A 20864-nucleotide genomic window follows, 5' to 3' on the forward strand; every position below is an offset into this window, starting at 1 on the left:
CTACGGTCCTTCCCCGCCGGAATCCCCGGAATCCCCGGAACCGACGGAATCCCCGGAACCGCCGGAACCGGCGACTCCGGCGGTTCCGGCGCCGAGGGCAACGACGCGCTTCGCCTCCTCCAGCGCGAACGTGAATCCGGCGTCCGGGTCGCGCAGCAGCCGATCCGTGGCGAGCGCGTGCGCGCGTACGCGCGGGTCGGGGGCCCTCGTCGCGGCAGCCAGAGCCGACGCCATCGCATCCCCCAGCGCGACCAGCGCCCGGCTGAGACTCAACTGCGTCTCCCGCCCCCCACGCCCGAACTGCGCCGCCAGCACCGTGGCCAATGCGCCTTCCTCCTCTTCCGGCACGAGCACGACCGCGGCCCGCCAGGCACTCCGCGCCACCTCGGCGTCGGCGTCGGACAGGAGCGCCCGGGTGATCGCCGGCCAAGCCCGCCGGTCCCCGATCTTGGACAGCGTGTGCAGCGCCTGGCTCCGCGCCCGCGGGCGCTCCGAACGGACTTCGCGGAGCAGCCGGGGAAGCGTGACGGACACCGGGTGGCGGGTGAGCGCCCAGGTCAGCATGTCGCGCACGAAGAAATCGGGCTCGATCGCACACCGCTCGACGAGCGTGTCGACGAAGCGCGGGTCCGGCATCGTGCCGACGGCCAGAGCGGCCCGCACCCGTACGGCCGAACGATCGTCCTCCAACCCTCGAAGCGCTCGTACCAGGTCCGTGTCCGCGTCCGTGTTGTGTCCCGTGCCCGTCATCGAGGCCACCTCCTCGACCAGCAGTGAAGAGCTTGTCACCGTGGCAAGGTCAAACAGGAGCGGCCGGGTCCCTGCTCACGGTCCGCGCCAGACGTTGGCGAAGGCCGTGTTCTCGATGGTCCGCCGCTGGCGTACGGACTCCAGCTCCATCACCGCTTCGTGGACGGTGGCGACCACGGCCGTCACCGTCTCGTCGTCGAGACGGGGCTCGTCGTCGTCGGATCGTCCGCCGTCGATGCCCACGGCGGATGCGAGCGCGGCCAGGACGGGTTCGCCCTCCTCCCAGCGGCCGGCGGCGTGGCGGCGGCTGGGCGTATCGACCAGCTCCACGCGTTTGGGGCCGAAGGGCAACCGGCCGCTCCTCTTCTGCGTGAGCTCGCCGGCCTCCTCCAGCGCGTCCTGGTAGGTGGCCGAGAGGTCGCGGCCGCGCCGCCAGAGCCAGTCCTCGATCCGCTCGTGGGGTGGCTGCCGGGTGATCAGGGCGGCGGCCTCTCCGAGCAGTTGGTCGTCCGGCGCCGACGACCCGCCCGGCACGATGAGGTCGCCGTCCACGGTGATGGCTCCCGCACCGATGAGATCGAGGAGTTCGGCTCCCGCGAGCGCGAGCGACAGGTCGCCCTGCCCCACGGTGTGCTCCGGCTCCTGGTCCATGGCGATGATGAACAGGTCTTTCGCCGTGGTCATGAACGGCTCCCCTCAGAGACATCGACAAGGCGGGGCCCCACCGGCCTGCCCCGGCCAGGAACCGGTTCGGCGGCGAGGCGACGACTACGACTACGACTACGACCAGTATCGCCTCCGCCCGCCCCGGGGCCTTCCCGGCGGGAGCCGAAGAAGTCGATGGTCGTTTCCCGGAGCGATCTCTAGGCTGAGCCGATGAGCCATGGGAAAACCTCGTACGTCTGCCTCTCCTGCCGGGTCTCGTACAAGCAGCCCCATGACAGGGCGAGGCAGCGGAGCTGTCCGCGCTGTGCGAAGCCGATGATCCACGCGGGATCGGCGTTCGCGGCACCGCGTCGGCGGGACGTCGCGGCGTGGCGGGCCCTCGCTGTGCTGCTGCACGCGGGCGTGGGGTTTCACAAGAGCTGTTGCGGCGGACCCGGATACCGTCCCCGGGGGCTGCGTGAGGTGCGCGAGCGGATGACGTACGCGGAGCGCAGCGGCACGCCGGTCGCCGAGGCGCTCGTACGGTTCAACGTGCCGTAGCGGGTGAGGGCCGCCGTTCGGGACAGGCCGGCCGCAGCCGGTCGTGGAGGACCGCGAAGGCCGTGCACGCCACGGGAAGGGTCACGGCGGCGGTGACGAGGATGCCGACGACGACGGGCGCGAGGATGCCGGCGTAGTACGCGGCGAAGAAATTGCCCGTGGCCGGTTCGAGGAGGTTTCGGACGAGAGGCCGCAGTGGCAGGGCGAGCTGCACCACCAGCCGGAACACCCCGGTGGCGAGCGCGGCCAGAGGCAGTGCGAGGGCGAGGACGCGGGGCGCTCCGGCACGCGTCCACGTCAGCGACCAGGAACGGCGCAGAGCCGCGCGGGGGCCGAGGCCATCGGCCGCGGCGGCCGGCGCGAGGGTGAGGGCGAGGCGCAGCAGCACGGCGACGAACACGGCGGCGGCGGGGGAGACCTCGACCAGTGTGTGGGGCCACGATCCGCGTTCCAGGGGCTCCGGGGTGTCGAGGTGGTAGCCGGTGAGACGGTCTGCCACGGCGGTGACGAGCAGGGGCAGGGGCCAGACGACCAGGCTGCGCAACGCGTACACGGCGAGCACCGGTCGCAGCCGCGCGGGAACCATGGCCTGCTGCGACCGGGCCGCGTGCGGGAGTTCGCGGGACCCGTCCGCGACCGCCCGCGAGCACACCGACTGCAGGGCAGCGCTGCCCGCGCCGAGGAGAACCAGGAAGAGCGGGAGCGCGCCGAGGGCGACCAACGCCAGATCGGTGTGGTCGTGCAGATAGGGGTCCTCGACGCGCTGGTACCAGACGCGTTGGTTCCGCATCCGGGTGAAGACGGGCCAGGCGAGCGCGAATATCGCGGCTGTCACCAGCAACCCGGCCAGGCCGGACAGGCCGACGACGCGTGCCGTCGCACCCGCCAACGTGCCCCGGTCCCGCCGCAGGACGCCGAAAGTCGTGGCGGGCAGGCCGCGTTGCGGGCTCCCGCTCGTCGGTGGCACCACGCGATCGTGCTGTGGGGTCATGGAGCGAGCCTTCTGCACGTTCCGTTCAGTTCCGTTCTTCCGTTATTCCGTTTCGGGAAGGACGCCGGGCGGACCCGGTACGGTTCTGGATCATGGTCGGTCGCTTTGTGTGTCACCATGTGTGCGCAACGTCACGGCGCGGTCGCTTCGGTGGCCCGTGCGTCAGTGCGTCTGTGGAAACACGTACCTGCGTGTGGCCCCCACCCGCGACCGGCCCTGCCTGCCGGGAAGAGAGGGCCACGGCAACACCCCCACCCCCAGAAGGATTTCACCCATGCGTATCCGCTCAGCCCTCCCCGCCGTTCTCGGCGCCGCGCTGCTTCTCGCCGCCGTCCCCACCTCCGCCTCGGCGGCCGAAGGGCAGTTCCGCTACGACTACGTGACCGTCGAGGGATACGAGGCGACCGGCTTCCTGAACAGCCCGCCGAGCGGCCAGTGCATCAACCTCCCGGGCGTCGGCCAGGAGAACCCCGAGCCCGGGCACTCCCCGAAGAACCGCACGGACGCCTGGGCGCAGGTCTTCACCGACACCGACTGCGAGGGTGACTCCTTTCCCCTCCGCCCGCACACCGGCGGGGCCTCGGAGCGGCTGAAGGTGCGTTCGGTCCTCTTCCTCTGACGTACCGGCGCCCTGTAGGCCGCCTGTGCGGGGCCGTGCGTGGCGGGACGTGCTGCCCGGGCCGGTCGGGCTCCGGGCAGCACGTCCCCGTAAGTGTCATGTCGCTGTTTCGCCCGGTCCTGCGAGGCGTCTCCCTCTTTCGCTGCCGCGGTGCGCGTCGTCCACGCGTACGGTCCATCTCGCGCCATTCCGGCCGCAGTCCGGCCAGATTGGTCGTGAGGAAGTACGCGGCCCCGAAGGCGGCCAGCGTCGGCGTGAGCCCGGCGGCGGTCACCGCCGCACCGGCGAGCAGCCCGCCGAGCGGGATACCGGACCAGGGCAGCGAGTCGCCGAGGGCGTTGACGCGGCCCAGCATCCGGCGCGGCACCCGTTCGACGAGGACGGCCCCCAGTACGGGGTTGATGAACCCGGCCCAGCCGGTGCGCGGCCATCGCGGCGATGAGGCTCCCGGCGACCGCGGCGGCTCCCATCCCACTGCCGATCAGGCCGATCGCCGTCGGGCCGTTTCCGGATTCCCTGGCCCAGACGGGCTGGAGCAAGGTGGTCATCGCCGCGTCCAGGGAGTTGGTGATCCCGGCCATGACGATGACGGCCGGCAGTAACGGCTCGCCCCGCGGGAAGGTGAAGCCCTCGCCGAACCGGCGCCAGTAGCCCGGTTCCGCCCCGTCGACCGCGCCGCGGTGTCCACGGCCGGACGCCCCATACCGCGAGGCAGCGCGACGGCGACGATCACCGAGCCGAGGGCGAAGCAGGCCGCGTCGAGGACCAGGCCGGGCAAGGGGCCGAGCAGCGCCACCAGGGCGCCGCCCGCCGCCGGGCCGACGGTGGAGGCCAGCCGCTCGACCACGCCGGACAGGCCGGTTGCCCGCTCCAGCGGGATCCCGCCGCGCTCGGCCGCTTCCGGCACCATGACTTCCTTGGCCAGGTCGCCCGGGCCGCGCGCCGCGCCGATCACCGCGACCAGGCCCAGCAGGACCGGGAAGGACAGCAGGTCCAGGGTGTGGAGCAGCGGGATCGCCCCGGCGGCGGCCGCGCTGGCCAGGTCCGTGGTCCAGGAGACGGCCCACGGGCCGATCCGGTCCACCAGGGGACCGGTGAAGGCTTTGGCCAGTACGTGGGGCGCCATCTCGCGGAAGGTGACCAGCCCGGTCCGGGTCGCGCTGCCGGTCGTGACGAGCACGAACCAGGGCAGGGCCACCAAGGAGATCCGCGTACCGGTCAGGGACACGGCGATGGCCGCCGGCACCCCGCCCAGCGGCCGTTGGGTCCGTTTGCGCCGAGTGCTGGCGGAACCGCCGCCGCAGGAAAGCACCACCGCCGATGGACAAGACGAGTGTTCTCCCGGCGGTCCGGCAGCAGGGGCTCTGTCCTCTCTGCGTGCAGGTGCTGATCGGCGGAGCCGAGTACGAACCGGACGGTCCACGCGAGTGGATCAACTGGTTCGCGGCCTCGAAGAAGATGCTCCACAAGCATCACTTCATCTACCGGCGAGACAGCGGCACGGACGAGCGGAACAACCTTCGCCTCGTGCACTTCGAATGCCACCGCCAGCACCACGCGGGCGACGGCAAAAGGGCCACATAACCCTGCTGACCTGCGAAGCCCATGGGGCTTGCTTGAGCCGGATGCGGGGAAAGCTCGCACGTCCGGTGCTGAGGGGGCCGGGTCACGGCAACGTGATCCGGCTACCCGACCACAGGCGGGCGCCTGACAGCGCGCCCGGGAAGCGCTTTGCATAAAAGTGCGTCGATGCGTATAGTCATGCCATCGATCAGGAGGATTACCGATGGTGGTACGAGCAGCAGTGGCAGGGGCGAGCGGCTACGCCGGCGGGGAGCTTCTCCGTCTCCTGCTGGCGCACCCGGGCGTCGAGATCGGTGCTCTCACCGGGCACTCCAACGCCGGTCAGGCGCTCGGGTCGCTCCAGCCGCATCTGCGGCCGCTGGCCGACCGGGTGCTGGAGCCCACCACCGCCGAGGTGCTCGCCGGTCACGACGTCGTCTTCCTGGCGCTTCCGCACGGGCAGTCCGCCGCCGTCGCCGAGCAGTTGGGGGAGGAGGTCCTCGTCATCGACATGGGGGCCGACTTCCGGCTGAAGGACGCCGGTGACTGGGAGGCGTTCTACGGGTCCCCGCACGCCGGGACCTGGCCCTACGGGCTGCCCGAGCTGCCGGGCGGGCGGGTGGCGCTCGCCGGGTCCCGGCGCGTCGCCGTGCCCGGGTGCTACCCGACCGCCGTGTCCCTCGCGCTCTTCCCGGCGTACGGGGCCGTCCTCGCCGAGCCGGAGGCCGTGATCGTCGCCGCGTCGGGCACCTCGGGTGCGGGCAAGGCGGTCAAGCCGCATCTGCTCGGCTCCGAGGTGATGGGCAACATGACCCCGTACGGCGTCGGTGGCGGGCACCGCCACACGCCGGAGATGATCCAGAACCTCAGCGCCGCCGCCGGTGAGCGGGTCACCGTCTCCTTCACGCCGACCCTCGCGCCCATGCCGCGCGGCATCCTCGCCACGTGCAGCGCGAAGGCGAAGCCCGGCGTGAGCGCCCAGAGCCTGCGCGAGGTGTACGAGAAGGCGTTCGCGGACGAGCCGTTCGTGGACCTGCTGCCCGAGGGGCAGTGGCCCGCCACCGCCGCGGTGTACGGCTCCAACGCCGTACAGGTCCAGGTCGCGTACGACACGGCGGCCGGGCGGATCATCGTGATCAGCGCCATCGACAACCTCGCCAAGGGCACCGCGGGCGGCGCCCTCCAGAGCATGAACATCGCCCTCGGACTCCCCGAGGACACAGGTCTTTCGACGATCGGAGTGGCACCGTGAGCGTCACGGCAGCACAGGGGTTCGTCGCGGCGGGCATCGCCGCGGGAATCAAGGAGAGCGGCAACCCGGACGTGGCCCTCGTGGTCAACAACGGGCCGCGCCGCGCCGCCGCGGGCGTCTTCACCTCCAACCGCGTCAAGGCCGCCCCGGTGCTCTGGTCGGAGCAGGTCCTCAAGGGCGGCGAGGTCACCGCCGTCGTCCTCAACTCCGGTGGCGCCAATGCCTGTACGGGGCCCCAGGGCTTCCAGGACACCCACGCCACCGCCGAGAAGGCCGCAGAGGTGCTGGAGGGCCACAGCGCCGGCGAGATCGCCGTCGCCTCCACCGGGCTCATCGGTCTCCTGCTTCCCATGGACAAGCTGCTCCCCGGCATCGAGCAGGCCGCCGCGGCCCTCAGCGAGCACGGCGGTGAGAAGGCCGCCATCGCCATCAAGACCACCGACACCGTGCACAAGACGGCCGTCGCGGGCGGCGAGGGCTGGACCGTCGGCGGCATGGCCAAGGGGGCGGGCATGCTCGCCCCGGGCCTGGCCACCATGCTCGTCGTCCTCACCACCGACGCCGACGTCCCCGCACCCGCGCTGGACGCCGCACTGCGCGAGGCCACCCGCACCACCTTCGACCGGGTCGACTCCGACGGCTGCATGTCCACCAACGACACCGTGCTGCTGCTCGCCTCCGGCGCCAGCGGAATCGCCCCGGAACAGGCCGAGTTCGCCGAAGCCGTGCGGGCCGTCTGCGCGGACCTCGCCCGGCAGCTCATCGGCGACGCCGAGGGCGCGTCCAAGGACATCCGGATCGAGGTGGTCAACGCGGCGACCGAGGACGACGCCGTCGAGGTCGGCCGGTCCATCGCCCGCAACAACCTCCTCAAATGCGCGATCCACGGTGAGGACCCCAACTGGGGCCGCGTCCTCTCCGCGATCGGCACCACGAAGGCCGCCTTCGAGCCCGACCGGCTCAACGTCGCCATCAACGATGTCTGGGTGTGCAGGAACGGCTCCGTCGGAGAGGACCGCGACCTCGTCGACATGCGCTACCGCGAGGTCCGCATCACAGCGGACCTCGCGGCAGGTAAGGCTGTGGCGACGATCTGGGCAAACGACCTGACGGCCGACTATGTCCATGAGAACAGCGCGTACAGCTCTTGACGTGCTCGCCCGAAGGCGAGTCTCACCGTCACCGGTGAGGCTTCCTGTTTCAAGGGCGGCAGCCGGTTCGGACGCATCCGACTCGGTCTCACGTCGCCTCCGCAGGCCAACACCGCCCGCCCGGCGGCTGGTCACAGCCTCTAGGAAGCCGAGGATGACCGTCAATCACTCAGACGGGGGAATGCAGAACCCCGCCAGGAAGCACACCGCCCTGCCCAAGGCGCAGATCCTCATCGAGGCGCTGCCCTGGCTGACCCGGCACCACGGCAGGACCATCGTCATCAAGTTCGGCGGCAACGCCATGATCGACGAGGAGCTGAAGGCCGCCTTCGCCCAGGACGTCGTCTTCCTGCGGCACGCCGGCCTCAAGCCCGTCGTCGTGCACGGCGGCGGCCCGCAGATCAACGCCCAGCTCGACAAGCAGGGCCTGGTCAGCGAGTTCAAGGCCGGGCTGCGGGTCACCACCCCCGAGGCGATGGACGTCGTCCGGATGGTGCTCGCCGGACAGGTCCAGCGCGAGCTCGTCGGGCTCCTCAACCAGCACGGCCCCCTCGCCGTCGGCATGACCGGTGAGGACGCCCACACCATCACCGCCACCCAGCACCGGCCCACCATCGACGGCGAGCTCGTCGACATCGGCCGGGTCGGCGAGATCACCGCCATCGACACCGGGGCCATCCAGGCGCTGCTGGACGACGGCCGCATCCCGGTCATCTCCTCCATCGCCCGCTCCGCCGACGACCACCACGTCTACAACGTCAACGCCGACACCGCGGCCGCAGCGCTCGCCGCCGCCCTGAACGCCGAGACCCTGATGGTCCTCACCGACGTCGAAGGGCTCTACGAGGACTGGCCCAACAGCGACGACGTCATCAGCCGGCTCACCGCGAGCCAGCTGGAGAAACTGCTGCCCGAGCTGTCCAGCGGCATGGTCCCCAAGATGCGGGGCTGTCTGCACGCGGTGCGCAACGGCGTCGAGACCGCCCGCGTCATCGACGGCCGCGTGCAGCACTCGATCCTGCTGGAGATCTTCACCGACGAGGGCATCGGCACGATGGTCGTGCCCGACGCCCCCATCGACGTACACACAGGGCCTGAACAGGGGGAATCATGACCGGCACAGAGGGGCCAGGACTCACGCAGCGGTGGCAGGGCGCGCTGATGGACAACTACGGCACGCCCCGACTGTCGCTCGTCCGCGGCGAGGGCGCCCACGTCTGGGACGAGGAAGGCGCCCGCTACCTCGACTTCGTCGGGGGCATCGCGGTCAACGCCCTCGGCCACGCCCACCCCGCCGTCGTCGAGGCCGTCTCCACCCAGATCGCCTCCCTCGGCCACGTATCGAACCTGTTCATCGCCGAGCCGCCCGTCGCGCTCGCCGAGCGGCTGCTCCAGCTGTTCGGCCGTCAGGGACGGGTCTTCTTCGCCAACTCCGGCGCGGAGGCCAACGAGGCGGCCTTCAAGATCGGCCGGCTCACCGGACGCACCCACATGGTCGCGACCGAGGGCGGCTTCCACGGCCGGACGATGGGCGCGCTCGCCCTCACCGGCCAGCCGGGGAAGCGGGAGCCGTTCGTCCCGCTGCCCGGCGACGTCACCCATGTGCCGTACGGGGACGCCGACGCGCTGAAGGCCGCGGTGACCACCGACACCGCGCTGGTCGTCATCGAGCCGGTGCAGGGCGAGAACGGCGTCGTCGTCCCGCCCACGGGCTATCTGGAGGCCGCCCGGGAGATCACCCGGGCGACCGGCGCCCTGCTCGTCCTGGACGAGGTCCAGACCGGCATCGGCCGCTGCGGCCAGTGGTTCGAGCACCAGGCGCACCAGGGCGTCGAGCCGGACATCGTCACCCTCGCCAAGGGCCTCGGCGGCGGTCTGCCGATCGGCGCGACGGTCGCCTTCGGCCCGGCGGCCGACCTGTTGAAGCCGGGGCACCACGGCACCACGTTCGGCGGCAACCCGGTCGCCTGCGCCGCCGGACTCGCCGTCATCGACACCCTCGCGGCCGACGGCGTGCTCGCCGACGTCAAGCGGCTCGGGGAGAGGATCCGCGACGGCGTCCAGGCGCTGGGACACCCGCTGGTCTCCCACGTCCGCGGCGCGGGCCTGCTGCTGGGTATCGTGCTCACCGGACCCCTCGCACCACAGGTGCAGCAGGCGGCCCAGGGAGCCGGCCTCCTGGTGAACGCGCCCGCCCCCGATGTCGTACGGCTCATGCCGCCGCTGATCATCGGTGACGCGGAGGTGGACGCGTTCCTGGAGATCCTGCCGAGCGCTCTCGACGCGGCGTACGGGGACGGACGATCCGGAGCATGACCCTCCGGAGAATGAGGCGACGACGATGACCGAGGCGCAGGAATCCGAGCACGGCGGGCCGTCCGTGCCGCAGACCCGCACCGCCCGCCACCGCCGGATCGTGGACATCCTGAACCGGCAGCCGGTCCGCTCGCAGAGCCAGCTGGCCAAGCTCCTCGCCGACGACGGGCTGAGCGTCACCCAGGCGACGCTCTCCCGGGACCTGGACGAGCTGGGCGCGGTGAAGATCCGCAACACCGGCGGCGAGCTGATCTACGCGGTGCCGAGCGAGGGCGGCTTCCGCACCCCGCAGGCCCCGCTGGGCGGCTCGGCCAAGGAGGAGCGGATGCGCCGGCTCTCGGCCGAACTGCTCATCTCGGCGGAGGCCTCGGCCAACCTCGTGGTGCTGCGCACCCCGCCGGGCGCCGCCCAGTTCCTCGCCTCGGCCATCGACCAGGCCGAACTGCACGACATCCTCGGCACGATCGCGGGCGACGACACGCTGATGCTCATCAGCCGCGACCCGAACGGCGGCCAGGCGCTCGCCGACCACCTGCTGAGGCTCGCTCAGAACGACCGCTGAACGGCTCTGCTCAGTAGCGCGTGATCGCGGTCGGGCCCGAAGAGGTGCCGACCGCGATGTGCGGTTCGCGCTCCGGGTCCGCCCAGGCGAGGATCTCCGCCATGGCGCCGGCCGGGACCGAGACGCACCCGGCCGTCGCCCCGCGCCCGTTCACATGCAGGAAGATCCCCGCGCCCCGGCCCCGTACCGGACGGTCGTAGTTGAAGCCGATCACCAGAGCGCGGGCGTACTGCGTGCCGTAGGAGACGAGGTGCTCGGCCTCCGTCGCCCGGCAGTGGGCCGGGCGCGGTTCCACCCAGCGGTTGTACGCGCGCGAGTCGTTGTCCTGGCACCACCAGGAGTCCTCGGTGACCTCGCGGTACGGATACGTCGTGCCGGCCGGGGCGTCCTCGATGCCGAAGGCGTACGGCAGGTCGTACAGCCCGGTGGGCGTGGTGCTGGTGCCCTGCTCCCGACTGCTGCCCTCGGCCAGCCCGTTCGCCCCGAACCGCGCGGGCGCCGACCCGGCCTCCGCCCACCTGCCCCCGCGCCGCTCCCACCAGGTCACGGTCCCCGTCGTGGAGCCGGCGTCGGGGGCCTCGGCGGTGATCAGCTGGGAGCCGCCGCCCGTGTCCGCCAGCCGGTCCGGCAGGGGAGGGACATCGGCGGACGGGGCGTCGGCGGGTCCGGCCCCGAGGGAGCCGGCCAGGGCGAGGAGTACGGCGGCGGTCACCAGTGATCTGCGCATGCTCCGGACCGTACGGCGGCCGGCGGGCACGCCCCACCGGACCTGCTCCGTACGGCCCAGCGGATCACCGGCTCACCGAGGCCGTGCACCGCGCGAGGTTCGACGGCCCCCGGAAGGCGCCCCACATCAGGTGAAACGGCTGGGAGCACCGCTCTGACCTGCCGTTTTGACAAACAATACGGAGGACTGCATAGTTATACCCATCAGTGATTGCACCGTAAGGAGAAACCCGTGACCGAGCGCGTCGTACTCGCCTACTCGGGCGGCCTGGACACCTCCGTCGCCATCGGCTGGATCGCCGAGGAGACGGGCGCCGAGGTCATCGCCGTTGCCGTGGACGTCGGCCAGGGCGGCGAGGACCTGGACGTCATCCGCAAGCGCGCGCTCGCCTGCGGTGCCGTCGAAGCCGAGGTCGCGGACGCCAAGGACGAGTTCGCCGAGGAGTACTGCCTCCCGGCGATCAAGGCCAACGCCCTCTACATGGACCGCTACCCGCTGGTCTCGGCCCTCTCCCGGCCCACCATCGTCAAGCACCTCGTCGCCGCCGCCCACAAGCACAACGCCGGGATCGTCGCCCACGGCTGCACCGGCAAGGGCAACGACCAGGTCCGCTTCGAGGCCGGCATCTCCGCGCTCGGCCCCGACCTGAAGTGCATCGCCCCGGTCCGCGACTACGCGATGACCCGGGACAAGGCGATCGCTTTCTGCGAGGAGAAGAACCTCCCGATCGCGACCACCAAGAAGTCCCCGTACTCCATCGACCAGAACGTCTTCGGGCGCGCCGTCGAGACGGGCTTCCTGGAGGACATCTGGAACGCGCCGATCGAGGACATCTACGAGTACACCGAGAACCCCGCCGTCCAGCGTGACGCCGACGAGGTCGTCATCTCCTTCAAGGAGGGCGTGCCCGTAGCCATCGACGGCCGTCCCGTCACCGTCCTCCAGGCGATCCAGCAGCTCAACGAGCGGGCCGGCGCGCAGGGCATCGGCCGGATCGACATGGTCGAGGACCGGCTCGTGGGCATCAAGTCCCGCGAGGTGTACGAGGCGCCCGGCGCCATCGCGCTGATCACCGCCCACCAGGAGCTGGAGAACGTCACCGTCGAGCGCGAGCTGGCCCGCTACAAGCGGCAGGTCGAGCAGCGCTGGGGCGAGATGGTCTACGACGGCCTGTGGTTCTCCCCGCTGAAGCGGGCCCTGGACGGCTTCATCAACGAAGCCAACCAGCACGTCACCGGCGACATCCGGATGACCCTGCACGGCGGCCGCGCCGTCGTCACCGGCCGGAAGTCCGAGGAGTCGCTGTACGACTTCAACCTCGCCACCTACGACTCGGGCGACACCTTCGACCAGTCCAAGGCGCAGGGCTTCATCGAGATCTTCGGCCTCTCCTCCAAGATCGCGGCCAAGCGCGACCTCGCCTGACCCTTCCTCGTTGTACAGCCGCCTCCCCGTCGTCACGCGGCAGGGAGGCGGCCGCATATCCGCACCGTGGCCTACACCCGGGCCTTTGCCTTCGCCTTCGCCTTTCTGAGGAGCACGCAGTGAGCAGCAACAACGGTGACGTCCGGCTCTGGGGCGCGCGTTTCGCCGACGGACCGGCCGAGGCGCTGGCCAAGCTGTCCGCGTCCGTCCACTTCGACTGGCGGCTCGCGCCGTACGACATCGCCGGCTCCCGAGCCCACGCACGCGTCCTCAACAAGGCGGGCCTGCTCAGCGCGGACGAGTTGACCCGGATGCTCGCCGGGCTCGACCAGCTCGAAGCCGACGTCGCGGACGGCTCCTTCACCGGGACCATCGCCGACGAGGACGTCCACACCGCGCTGGAGCGCGGGCTGCTGGAGCGCCTCGGCGCCGACCTCGGCGGCAAGCTGCGGGCCGGGCGGTCGCGGAACGACCAGATCGCCACGCTCTTCCGGATGTACCTGCGCGACCACGCCCGGATCATCGGCGGGCTGATCGCCGACCTCCAGAGCGCGCTGGTCGGTCTCGCCGAGGCCCACGCCGACGTGGCGATGCCGGGCCGGACCCACCTCCAGCACGCCCAGCCCGTCCTCTTCGCCCACCACGTGCTCGCCCACGTCCAGTCCCTGTCCCGGGACGCCGAGCGGCTGCGCCAGTGGGACGAGCGCACCGCCGTCTCCCCGTACGGCTCCGGGGCGCTCGCCGGATCCTCGCTCGGGCTCGACCCGGAGGCGGTCGCCGCCGACCTCGGATTCGAGCACGGCTCGGTCGCCAACTCCATCGACGGCACCGCCTCGCGGGACTTCGTCGCCGAGTTCGCCTTCATCACCGCGATGATCGGCGTCAACCTCTCCCGGATCGCGGAGGAGGTCATCATCTGGAACACGAAGGAGTTCTCCTTCGTCACCCTGCACGACGCCTTCTCCACCGGCTCCTCGATCATGCCGCAGAAGAAGAACCCGGACATCGCGGAGCTGGCGCGCGGCAAGTCGGGCCGCCTCATCGGCAACCTGACCGGCCTGCTCGCCACGCTCAAGGCGCTCCCCCTCGCGTACAACCGGGACCTCCAGGAGGACAAGGAGCCCGTCTTCGACTCCTGCGACCAGCTGGAGGTCCTGCTCCCCGCCTTCACCGGGATGATGGCCACCCTCACCGTCCACCGCGAGCGCATGGAGGAGCTGGCCCCGGCGGGCTTCTCGCTCGCGACCGACATCGCGGAATGGCTGGTCAAGCAGGGCGTCCCCTTCCGTGTCGCGCACGAGGTGGCGGGCGCCTGCGTCAAGGAGTGCGAGCGGGGCGCCATCGAGCTCGACCAGCTCACCGACGAGCAGTTCGCCAAGATCTCCGAACACCTCACCCCCGAGGTCCGCACGGTGCTCCATGTGCGGGGCGCCCTCGCCTCCCGCGACGGCCGGGGCGGAACGGCCCCCTCCGCCGTCGCCGTACAGCTCGCCGAGGTGAAGGAAGACCTCGCCGCCCAGCACGCCTGGGCGACCGCCCGCCGGCAGTAGCGCCGGTCAGGTGCGCGCGGGAGCCGTGTCGCACCAGATGGACGAAGGGTGTCGCGGGCCGCGCTCACCGGGGTAGGAGTAACCGAAACCCGACCCCAAGGAGCCCGCGATGCCCTCCGCCGCCCTGGCCGCCGCGACGACCCCGACCGCCCACATCGGGCTGGGCCTTGCCGCCGTCGGGAGGCCCGGCTACATCAATCTCCACCGAGACCGGGACCTGCCCGCCGACCGCGACGCCGACGCCCTGCGCGCCCGTACGCACGAGCTGCTGGACGCCGCCTACGCCCAGGGCGTCCGGTACGTCGACACCGCCCGCTCCTACGGCCGGGCCGAGGAGTTCCTCGCGGAGTGGCTGGACGCCCGGCCCTCGTTCACCGACCTCGTCGTCGGCAGCAAATGGGGGTACACCTACACCGCCGACTGGAGCGTCGAGGCCGAGGAACACGAGGTCAAGGACCACAGCCTCGCCACCTTCGAGCGCCAGTACGCCGAGACCCGGGCCCTCCTCGGCGACCGGCTCAGCCTCTACCAGGTCCACTCGGTCACCCCGGACAGCCCGGCGCTCACCGACAAGGAACTGCTCGGCCGCCTCGCCGCCCTGGCCGCCGACGGCGTCACCGTCGGCCTCACCACCAGCGGGCCCGCCCAGGCCGACGCCATCCGGGCGGCCCTCGCCGTCACGGTCGACGGCGAACCCCTCTTCCGTACGGTCCAGGCCACCTACAACGCCCTGGAGACCTCGGCCGCGCCCGCGCTGGCCGAGGCCCACGACGCCGGGCTCACCGTGATCGTCAAGGAGGGCATGGCCAACGGCCGCCTCGCCGGGGAGGAGGCCCCCGCCGTGTTCCAGGAGATCGCCGCCGACGCGGGCGTCGGCGGCGACGCGGTCGCCCTCGCGCTGGTCCTGCACCAGCCCTGGGCGGGCGTCGTGCTCTCCGGCGCCGCCACGGTGGGCCAGCTCTCCGGCAATCTGCACGCCGCCGTCGTCGACCTGGACGACGAGCAGCGGGCCGGCCTCGAGGCCCTGGTCGAGGAGCCGGAGGCCTACTGGCGGCACCGGGCCGGACTGCCCTGGCACTGAAGCCCGCCCGCGGGCCCGGCCCCGACGGACTCAGGAGCTCGTCAGGACGACGAGCTCCCGGGTCGCCCGGGTCATCGCGACATAGCGGTCCACCGCCCCCTCGACGCCCGAGCCGAACCTCTCCGGGTCGACGAGGACGACCAGGTCGAACTCCAGGCCCTTCGACAGCTCCGGGGTCAGCGACCGCACGCGCGGCGTCGCCCGGAACGAGGGGGCGCCGATGACACAGGCGATCCCGTCCTCGTGCGCGGCGAGCCAGTCGGTGAGGACCGTGTCCAGGTCCCCGACGGGGCCGTACGTGACGGGGATGCCGCTGCCGCGGACGGAGACCGGCACGTTGGCGTCGGGGAGCACGGCCCGGACCACCGGCTCCGCCTCCGCCATGATCTCCTGGGGCGTCCGGTAGTTGATGGTCAGGGAGGCCAGGGTGATCCGGTCGAGCCCGACCCGCTCCAGCCGCTCCCGCCAGGACTCGGTGAACCCGTGCCGGGCCTGCGCACGGTCCCCGACGACGGTGAAACTCCGTGACGGGCACCGCTGGATCAGCATCTGCCACTGGGCGTCGGTCAGTTCCTGCGCCTCGTCCACGACGATGTGCGCGAACGGCCCGGCCAGCACGTCGGGCTCGGCGCCGCTCGGCCGGTCGGCGGTGGCCAGGGACTCCCGGAGATCCGCCCCGCGCAGCATCACCAGGGCGCCCTCGCCGTCCGCGTCCGCGTCGGCCAGGGTCTCGTCGGCGAGCAGGCTCTCGACGACCCGGTCCATCTGCTCGCGTTCCGCGGCGGCCGCCGCCTCGTGACGACGCCTGCGCCGGGACGCCTCCGGGTCACCGAGCCGCTGCCGTGCCGCGTCCAGGAGAGGCAGGTCGGACACCGTCCAGGCGCGGGCGTCCGGGCGCTGCAAGCGCCCGACCTCCTCCGGGGTCAGCCAGGGGGCGCACTTACGCAGATAGGCGGGCACGGACCAGAGGTCACCGACCAGGTCGGCCGCCTCGACCAGGGGCCAGGCGCGGTCGAAGAGGGCGAACAGCTCCCGGTTCCGCCGCAGAGAGGCGCGTAGCTGTTCCTCCGGGGCGTCGCCGTCGTGCTTGTCCACGAGGATCGTGAGCAGCTCCTCCCAGATCTGCTCGCGCGCCTCGTTGTGCGGAGTACCCGGGTCCGCCGCCCCGAACGCCGAGGCCCAGTCGGCGGCGCTCAGCCAGATGTCGGACCAGTGCGTCTGAACCCGTACGCCCGCGGCGGGCGGCTCCTCGTAGAACCGGACGGCCGGCTCTACCGCCTTCACCAGGTCCGCCGACGCCTTCAGACGCGCCACCTCCGGATCGGTCTCGGCGACCGCCGTCGCTCCCTCGGCGACCAGGTCCCGCAGGGTGCACGTTCGCACGCCCTCCTCCCCGAGGCTGGGCAGGACATCGGCGACGTACCCCAGGTAGGGCTCGTGCGGCCCGACGAACAGCACGCCACCGCGGCGGTGGCCGAGGCGAGGGTCGGAGTAGAGGAGATAGGCGGAGCGGTGCAGGGCGACGACGGTCTTCCCGGTGCCGGGGCCGCCGTCGACGACGAGCGCGCCCCGGGAGCCCGCCCGGATGATGGCGTCCTGGTCGGCCTGGATGGTGCCCAGCACATCGCGCATCCGGGCCGACCGGTTGCCGCCCAGACTGGCGATGAACGCGGACTGGTCATCCAGCGCGGCATGCCCGGCGAAGCCCTCCTGGGTGAACACCTCGTCCCAGTAGTCGCTGATCCGGCCGCCGGTCCAGCGGTAGCGGCGGCGGCTCGCCAGGCCCATCGGATCGGCGTGGGTGGCCCCGAAGAACGGCTCGGCGGCGGGGGAGCGCCAGTCGAGCAGCAGCCGGCGGCCCGTGCTGTCGGTCAGCCCGAGCCGTCCCACGTACAGCGGCCCGGAGCCGTCCGCGGCGACCATGTGCCCGAGGCACAGGTCGAGGCCGAACCGGCGCAGGGCGCGCAGCCGGCCGGTCAGCCGGTGGATCTCCACGTCCCGGTCCATCGCCTGCCGGCTCGCTCCGCCGGGCGCCCGGCGTTCGGCAGCGAGCCGGTCGGTCAGCTCGGCGATCGACTGTTCCAGACAGTGGGCGATGGCCGCGAAGTGCTGCTCGTCATCGGCGATCAGCGCCGGGTCGGCCTTGGGGGAGAGGCGGTCGGGGAGGTCGAACGCGCTGGCGGTCAGGGGTTTCACGGCATCGGTTCCGATCTGCGGTGCGTACGGGGGGCGGCGTCCCATCCCGGCTACGGCGGACGATTCTGCGGCATATGGGGGGTCTTGCCGCAAGGCCCCCCATGCGCTATAAGTTGAGAGTGGCAAGGAGTGGGTCTACCTCCGGCCACTTTTTTGTTTCCCGCCCCGCCCTCCCTCGCGCCCTTCCCTCTTGCCTCTCCCTCCCTCCCCCTCCTGCCTCTCTCCCTTCCTGCGTGCCCGCATACCCCTGATGAGACGAGAATGTCTCAAGTGGGTTATGGTTGTCTCATGACTCTCGACCGTGAGCAGGTTCTGCGCAGCGCCGCCGCCCTGTTGACCCGCAGATCGACCGCCACCATGGACGAGGTCGCCAAGGCGGCGGGCATCGGCCGGGCCACTCTCCACCGCCACTTCGCCGGGCGCGACGCCCTGGTGAGGGCGTTGGAGAATCTCGGCATCCAGGAGTTCGAGAGTGCCCTCGACGCCGCCCGGCTCGACGAGGGCACCTCCGAGGAGGGGCTGCGCCGTCTCATCGCGGCCGTCGAGCCCAGCGCCGGGCTGCTGTCCTTCCTCGTCAACGAGAACCAGCTCTTCGAGGGCGACGCGGTCAACGAGGGCTGGAATCGGGCCGACGCCCGCGTCTCCGCCTTCTTCCGCCGGGGCCAGGAGCGCGGCGAGTTCCGTATCGACCTCACCCCCGCCTGGCTGACGGAGGCCCTCTACGGGCTCATCGGCACCGGAGCCTGGGCCGTCCAGGCGGGGCGGGTCGCCGCACAGGATTTCCAACACATGATCGTCGAGTTGCTGCTCGGCGGAGCACGCCGGAGCGTGGAGCAGTGACCAGCATCGACCAGAACCCGGACGCCCCGGACGCCGTACGCCGCCCGGGGCGGTGGATCGCGCTCGCCGTCCTCGTCCTCGCCGTACTGCTGGTGGCCGTCGACGCGACCGTTCTCGGTCTCGCCACCCCGTTCCTCAGCGAGGACCTCGAACCGACCGGCACCCAGCTGCTCTGGATCGGTGACGTCTACTCCTTCGTCATCGCCGGCCTGCTCGTCTCGATGGGCAGCCTCGGCGACCGCATCGGCCGCAAGAAGCTGCTGCTGGTCGGCGCCGTCGCGTTCGGCGCGGTCTCCGTCCTCAACGCGTACGCGACCACGCCCGAGATGATGATCGTGGGCCGGGCGCTGCTCGGTGTCGCGGGCGCCACGCTGATGCCGTCCACCCTGGCCCTGATCCGCAACCTCTTCCACGACCCGCGCGAGCGCAGCCTCGCCATCGGGATCTGGGGCGCGATGGCCTCGGCGGGCGCGGCCGTGGGTCCGGTCGTCGGCGGGTTCCTGCTCGAACACTTCTGGTGGGGTTCGGTCTTCCTCATCAACCTGCCCGTGATGGCCGTCCTCGTCGTCGTCGGCATCAAGCTGATCCCCGAGTCCAAGAACCCGGCCCCCGGCCCGTGGGACATGCTCAGTGTCGGGCTCTCCCTGGTCGGCATGATCGGTGTCGTGTACGCCATCAAGGAGGCGGCCGCGCACGGCGTGAGCTGGGAGGCCGGGGCGGCGGCCGTCGGCGGCATCGGCGCGCTCACCTGGTTCGTCCGCAGGCAGCTGCGGCTGCCCGCGCCCCTGCTGGACATGCGGCTCTTCCACCACCGGGGCTTCTCCGGCGCGGTCCTCGCCGATCTGCTGACCATCCTCGGTCTGTCGGGTCTGGTCTTCTTCCTCTCCCAGTTCCTGCAACTGGTGCAGGGCCGCGGGCCGCTGGAGGCCGGGCTCGCCGAACTGCCCGCCGCGATCGGCGCGGTGACCGCCGGTCTGCTGGCCGGGTTCGCCGCCCGCCGTTACTCGGTCCGCTCCGTCGTCTCGGGCGGCCTGGCCGCGGTCGGGCTGGCGCTGGGCAGTGTGACCCTGCTCGACCAGCACACCGGGTACCCGCTGCTCGGCTCCATGCTGCTGGTCGTCGGCGTCGGCGCGGGCCTCGCCTTCACCGTCACCGCGGACGTGATCCTCTCCAGTGTCCCGAAGGAGCAGGCGGGCTCCGCGTCCGCCGTCTCCGAGACCGCTTACGAACTGGGCGCGGCCCTCGGCATCGCCCTGCTCGGCTCCATCGTCACCGGCGTCTACCGGGGCTTCCCGACCCCGTCGGGCATCCCCGCCGACGTCGAATCGGCCGCCCACGAGTCGCTCGGCGGGGCGGTCGAGGCTGCCGGGGCACTGCCCGCCGCGCAGGCGGGGCCGTTGGTCTCGGCGGCCCAGGAGGCGTTCGTCGACGGACTGCGGTCGGCCGCGGGCGTCGGCGCGGCGGTGCTGCTGGCGGCGGCGGTCGCGGCCTGGTTCCTGCTGCGGGGCCAGAAGCTCGAGGACGGCGTCGAGCACCCGTAGAGCGGATGGCCGCGCGACGGTACGGCGAAGGGCCCGCACCCCTCAGGGGCGCGGGCCCTTCGCCGTAACCGCCCTACGGATCAGGCGGCCTTCGCCTTCGTCGCGTACATGTCCACGTACTCCTGGCCGGACAGCCGCATCACCTCGGCCATCACCGAGTCGGTCACCGCCCGCAGCACATAGCGGTCGCGGTCCATGCCCTCGTAGCGCGAGAACTCCATCGGCTCACCGAAGCGCACCGTGACCTTGCCCGGCCGGGGCAGGCCCGCACCGCCCGGCTGCAGTTTGTCGGTCCCGATCATCGCGAACGGGATCACCGGAGCGCCCGTCATCAGCGTCAGCCGCGCGATGCCCGTACGGCCCCGGTAGAGCCGGCCGTCGGGGGAGCGGGTGCCCTCGGGGTAGATCGCGAAGGCCTGTCCCTGCTCCAGCACCCGGCGTCCCGTCATCAGCGCCGCGACCCCGCCCCGGCCGCCGTCCCGGTCCACCGGGATCATGCCGCAACCGGTGAAGAACCAGGCCATCAGCCGGCCCTTGAGGCCCTTGCCCGTGACGTACTCGTCCTTGCCGATGTAGAACACCGGCCGGTCGCAGCAGATCGGCATGATCATCGAGTCGATGAACGTGAGGTGGTTGCCCGCGAGGATCACCGGCCCGGTCCCGGGAATGTTCTCGACGCCTTCCACCTGTGGGCGGAACATCAGGCGCAGAATCGGTCCGAGCACTGCCTTGATGACCGTGAGACGGGACAACGGTTCCTCCGGTGTCGTGGCCTGGCCGGCCGCGATGGAATGGGTCGTACGGGCGGTGGCCGGTGCCGACGGGTGATGGTCGGTGCAGGTGAGGACGATACTCGCGGGTATGCGCTGATCGCACATCGGGTTCACGAAGCGGATAGGCGGCGTTGAGGTGTGTTTCCGCCATGTTGGCCGACGGTCTGCCTTCCCGTACACCTCCCAGCCTACGATCGGGCCTCGCTCGACCGGTCCCGGACATCACCAAGCGAGGAGCATTCATGACGGAGCGTGCACGGAAGACCCCTGGCCGACGGAGCCTCCTGGGCGCCGCGGTCCTCGGTACCGCGGCCCTGGGCC

The 20864-nt window shown here is 71.7% G+C and carries 19 protein-coding genes and 1 pseudogene; 13 read left to right on the forward strand and 7 right to left on the reverse strand.

The features are described 5' to 3' along the window. Together CR470_RS11560 and CR470_RS11565 are read right to left on the reverse strand one after the other, a co-directional pair. Nucleotides 1–750 (reverse strand): HEAT repeat domain-containing protein, encoded by a 750-nt coding sequence (locus CR470_RS11560; protein ID WP_097867498.1) that lies wholly within the window; start codon nt 748–750, stop codon nt 1–3. Between the two features lie 75 nt (nt 751–825). Next, nucleotides 826–1434: a GOLPH3/VPS74 family protein gene (locus CR470_RS11565; RefSeq protein WP_097867499.1), complete on the reverse strand. Its 609-nt coding sequence runs from the start codon at nt 1432–1434 to the stop codon at nt 826–828. Between the two features lie 192 nt (nt 1435–1626). Between CR470_RS11565 and CR470_RS11570 the strand changes: the two genes are divergently transcribed. Continuing rightward, on the forward strand, nt 1627–1956 hold the full coding sequence (locus tag CR470_RS11570; protein ID WP_097867500.1) for a deoxyxylulose-5-phosphate synthase: 330 nt from the start codon (nt 1627–1629) through the stop codon (nt 1954–1956). Here CR470_RS11570 and CR470_RS11575 read toward each other — a convergent pair. After that, a complete protein-coding gene (locus CR470_RS11575; RefSeq protein ID WP_257138585.1) occupies nt 1943–2947 on the reverse strand; it encodes a hypothetical protein in 1005 nt (334 codons plus the stop codon). The two genes, CR470_RS11570 and CR470_RS11575, sit on opposite strands and share 14 nt — an antisense overlap. Nucleotides 2948–3221: 274 nt before the next feature. Between CR470_RS11575 and CR470_RS11580 the strand changes: the two genes are divergently transcribed. Then, entirely contained in the window at nt 3222–3566 is a 345-nt protein-coding gene (locus CR470_RS11580; protein WP_097867501.1) for a hypothetical protein, read from the forward strand. A 142-nt stretch (nt 3567–3708) separates the two neighbouring features. Here the strand turns inward: CR470_RS11580 and CR470_RS11585 are convergent. Beyond that, a pseudogene (locus CR470_RS11585) lies at nt 3709–4878 on the reverse strand (MFS transporter); the annotation flags it as partial. Nucleotides 4879–4886: 8 nt separating this feature from the next. Here CR470_RS11585 and CR470_RS11590 point away from each other — a divergent pair. The 6 genes from CR470_RS11590 to CR470_RS11615 all read left to right on the forward strand — a co-directional run bounded on the left by CR470_RS11590 (nt 4887) and on the right by CR470_RS11615 (nt 10410). Beyond that, on the forward strand, nt 4887–5150 hold the full coding sequence (locus tag CR470_RS11590; RefSeq protein WP_257138586.1) for an HNH endonuclease: 264 nt from the start codon (nt 4887–4889) through the stop codon (nt 5148–5150). A gap of 202 nt (nt 5151–5352) precedes the next feature. Next, nucleotides 5353–6381 (forward strand): N-acetyl-gamma-glutamyl-phosphate reductase, encoded by a 1029-nt coding sequence (argC, locus tag CR470_RS11595; RefSeq protein WP_097867502.1) that lies wholly within the window; start codon nt 5353–5355, stop codon nt 6379–6381. Beyond that, entirely contained in the window at nt 6378–7532 is a 1155-nt protein-coding gene (argJ, locus tag CR470_RS11600; protein ID WP_097867503.1) for a bifunctional glutamate N-acetyltransferase/amino-acid acetyltransferase ArgJ, read from the forward strand. Before argC ends, argJ begins: the two co-directional genes overlap by 4 nt. Before the next feature lie 181 nt (nt 7533–7713). After that, nucleotides 7714–8646, forward strand: coding sequence for an acetylglutamate kinase (gene argB / locus CR470_RS11605; RefSeq protein ID WP_097867504.1), 933 nt, complete (start codon nt 7714–7716; stop codon nt 8644–8646). After that, complete coding sequence (locus CR470_RS11610; RefSeq protein ID WP_097867505.1) at nt 8643–9848, forward strand: acetylornithine transaminase; 1206 nt, start codon at nt 8643–8645, stop codon at nt 9846–9848. The genes argB and CR470_RS11610 overlap by 4 nt, the downstream gene beginning before the upstream one ends. A 25-nt stretch (nt 9849–9873) precedes the next feature. Further along, entirely contained in the window at nt 9874–10410 is a 537-nt protein-coding gene (locus CR470_RS11615; protein WP_006123291.1) for an arginine repressor, read from the forward strand. A gap of 10 nt (nt 10411–10420) precedes the next feature. Here the strand turns inward: CR470_RS11615 and CR470_RS11620 are convergent, their stop codons facing one another. Continuing rightward, nucleotides 10421–11137, reverse strand: coding sequence for a L,D-transpeptidase family protein (locus CR470_RS11620; protein WP_097867514.1), 717 nt, complete (start codon nt 11135–11137; stop codon nt 10421–10423). Between the two features lie 231 nt (nt 11138–11368). Between CR470_RS11620 and CR470_RS11625 the strand changes: the two genes are divergently transcribed. From CR470_RS11625 to CR470_RS11635, 3 genes are all read left to right on the forward strand, one after another. Further along, the gene (locus CR470_RS11625; RefSeq protein ID WP_097867506.1) at nt 11369–12562 is read left to right on the forward strand and encodes an argininosuccinate synthase; all 1194 of its coding nucleotides are present in this window, start codon (nt 11369–11371) and stop codon (nt 12560–12562) included. Between the two features lie 119 nt (nt 12563–12681). Continuing rightward, nucleotides 12682–14112: an argininosuccinate lyase gene (argH, locus tag CR470_RS11630; protein ID WP_097867507.1), complete on the forward strand. Its 1431-nt coding sequence runs from the start codon at nt 12682–12684 to the stop codon at nt 14110–14112. A 109-nt stretch (nt 14113–14221) separates the two neighbouring features. Continuing rightward, a complete protein-coding gene (locus CR470_RS11635) occupies nt 14222–15193 on the forward strand; it encodes an aldo/keto reductase (protein ID WP_097867508.1) in 972 nt (323 codons plus the stop codon). Nucleotides 15194–15223: 30 nt separating this feature from the next. Here CR470_RS11635 and helR read toward each other — a convergent pair whose 3' ends face one another. After that, on the reverse strand, nt 15224–17389 hold the full coding sequence (gene helR, locus CR470_RS11640; RefSeq protein WP_097867515.1) for an RNA polymerase recycling motor ATPase HelR: 2166 nt from the start codon (nt 17387–17389) through the stop codon (nt 15224–15226). A 288-nt stretch (nt 17390–17677) separates the two neighbouring features. Between helR and CR470_RS11645 the strand changes: the two genes are divergently transcribed. Next, nucleotides 17678–18229, forward strand: a complete 552-nt coding sequence (locus CR470_RS11645; RefSeq protein WP_097867509.1) for a TetR/AcrR family transcriptional regulator — start codon at nt 17678–17680, stop codon at nt 18227–18229. Beyond that, a complete protein-coding gene (locus tag CR470_RS11650; RefSeq protein ID WP_097867510.1) occupies nt 18226–19770 on the forward strand; it encodes an MFS transporter in 1545 nt (514 codons plus the stop codon). The genes CR470_RS11645 and CR470_RS11650 overlap by 4 nt, the downstream gene beginning before the upstream one ends. An 80-nt stretch (nt 19771–19850) precedes the next feature. Here the strand turns inward: CR470_RS11650 and CR470_RS11655 are convergent, their stop codons facing one another. Then, on the reverse strand, nt 19851–20522 hold the full coding sequence (locus CR470_RS11655) for a lysophospholipid acyltransferase family protein (protein ID WP_097867516.1): 672 nt from the start codon (nt 20520–20522) through the stop codon (nt 19851–19853). Nucleotides 20523–20864 lie beyond the last annotated feature (342 nt).

It is taken from the genome of Streptomyces sp. rh34 (assembly GCF_002551245.1).
Classification (GTDB): domain Bacteria; phylum Actinomycetota; class Actinomycetes; order Streptomycetales; family Streptomycetaceae; genus Streptomyces.

Excerpts from the sequence above, each read along its gene's own strand:
- CR470_RS11560 (WP_097867498.1), bottom strand. The coding sequence starts at position 750 with ATGACGGGCACGGGACACAACACGGACGCGGACACGGACCTGGTACGA.
- CR470_RS11565 (WP_097867499.1), bottom strand. The coding sequence starts at position 1,434 with ATGACCACGGCGAAAGACCTGTTCATCATCGCCATGGACCAGGAGCCG.
- CR470_RS11570 (WP_097867500.1), top strand. The coding sequence starts at position 1,627 with ATGAGCCATGGGAAAACCTCGTACGTCTGCCTCTCCTGCCGGGTCTCG.
- CR470_RS11575 (WP_257138585.1), bottom strand. The coding sequence starts at position 2,947 with ATGACCCCACAGCACGATCGCGTGGTGCCACCGACGAGCGGGAGCCCG.
- CR470_RS11580 (WP_097867501.1), top strand. The coding sequence starts at position 3,222 with ATGCGTATCCGCTCAGCCCTCCCCGCCGTTCTCGGCGCCGCGCTGCTT.
- CR470_RS11590 (WP_257138586.1), top strand. The coding sequence starts at position 4,887 with ATGGACAAGACGAGTGTTCTCCCGGCGGTCCGGCAGCAGGGGCTCTGT.
- argC (WP_097867502.1), top strand. The coding sequence starts at position 5,353 with ATGGTGGTACGAGCAGCAGTGGCAGGGGCGAGCGGCTACGCCGGCGGG.
- argB (WP_097867504.1), top strand. The coding sequence starts at position 7,714 with ATGCAGAACCCCGCCAGGAAGCACACCGCCCTGCCCAAGGCGCAGATC.
- CR470_RS11610 (WP_097867505.1), top strand. The coding sequence starts at position 8,643 with ATGACCGGCACAGAGGGGCCAGGACTCACGCAGCGGTGGCAGGGCGCG.
- CR470_RS11615 (WP_006123291.1), top strand. The coding sequence starts at position 9,874 with ATGACCGAGGCGCAGGAATCCGAGCACGGCGGGCCGTCCGTGCCGCAG.
- CR470_RS11620 (WP_097867514.1), bottom strand. The coding sequence starts at position 11,137 with ATGCGCAGATCACTGGTGACCGCCGCCGTACTCCTCGCCCTGGCCGGC.
- CR470_RS11635 (WP_097867508.1), top strand. The coding sequence starts at position 14,222 with ATGCCCTCCGCCGCCCTGGCCGCCGCGACGACCCCGACCGCCCACATC.
- CR470_RS11645 (WP_097867509.1), top strand. The coding sequence starts at position 17,678 with ATGACTCTCGACCGTGAGCAGGTTCTGCGCAGCGCCGCCGCCCTGTTG.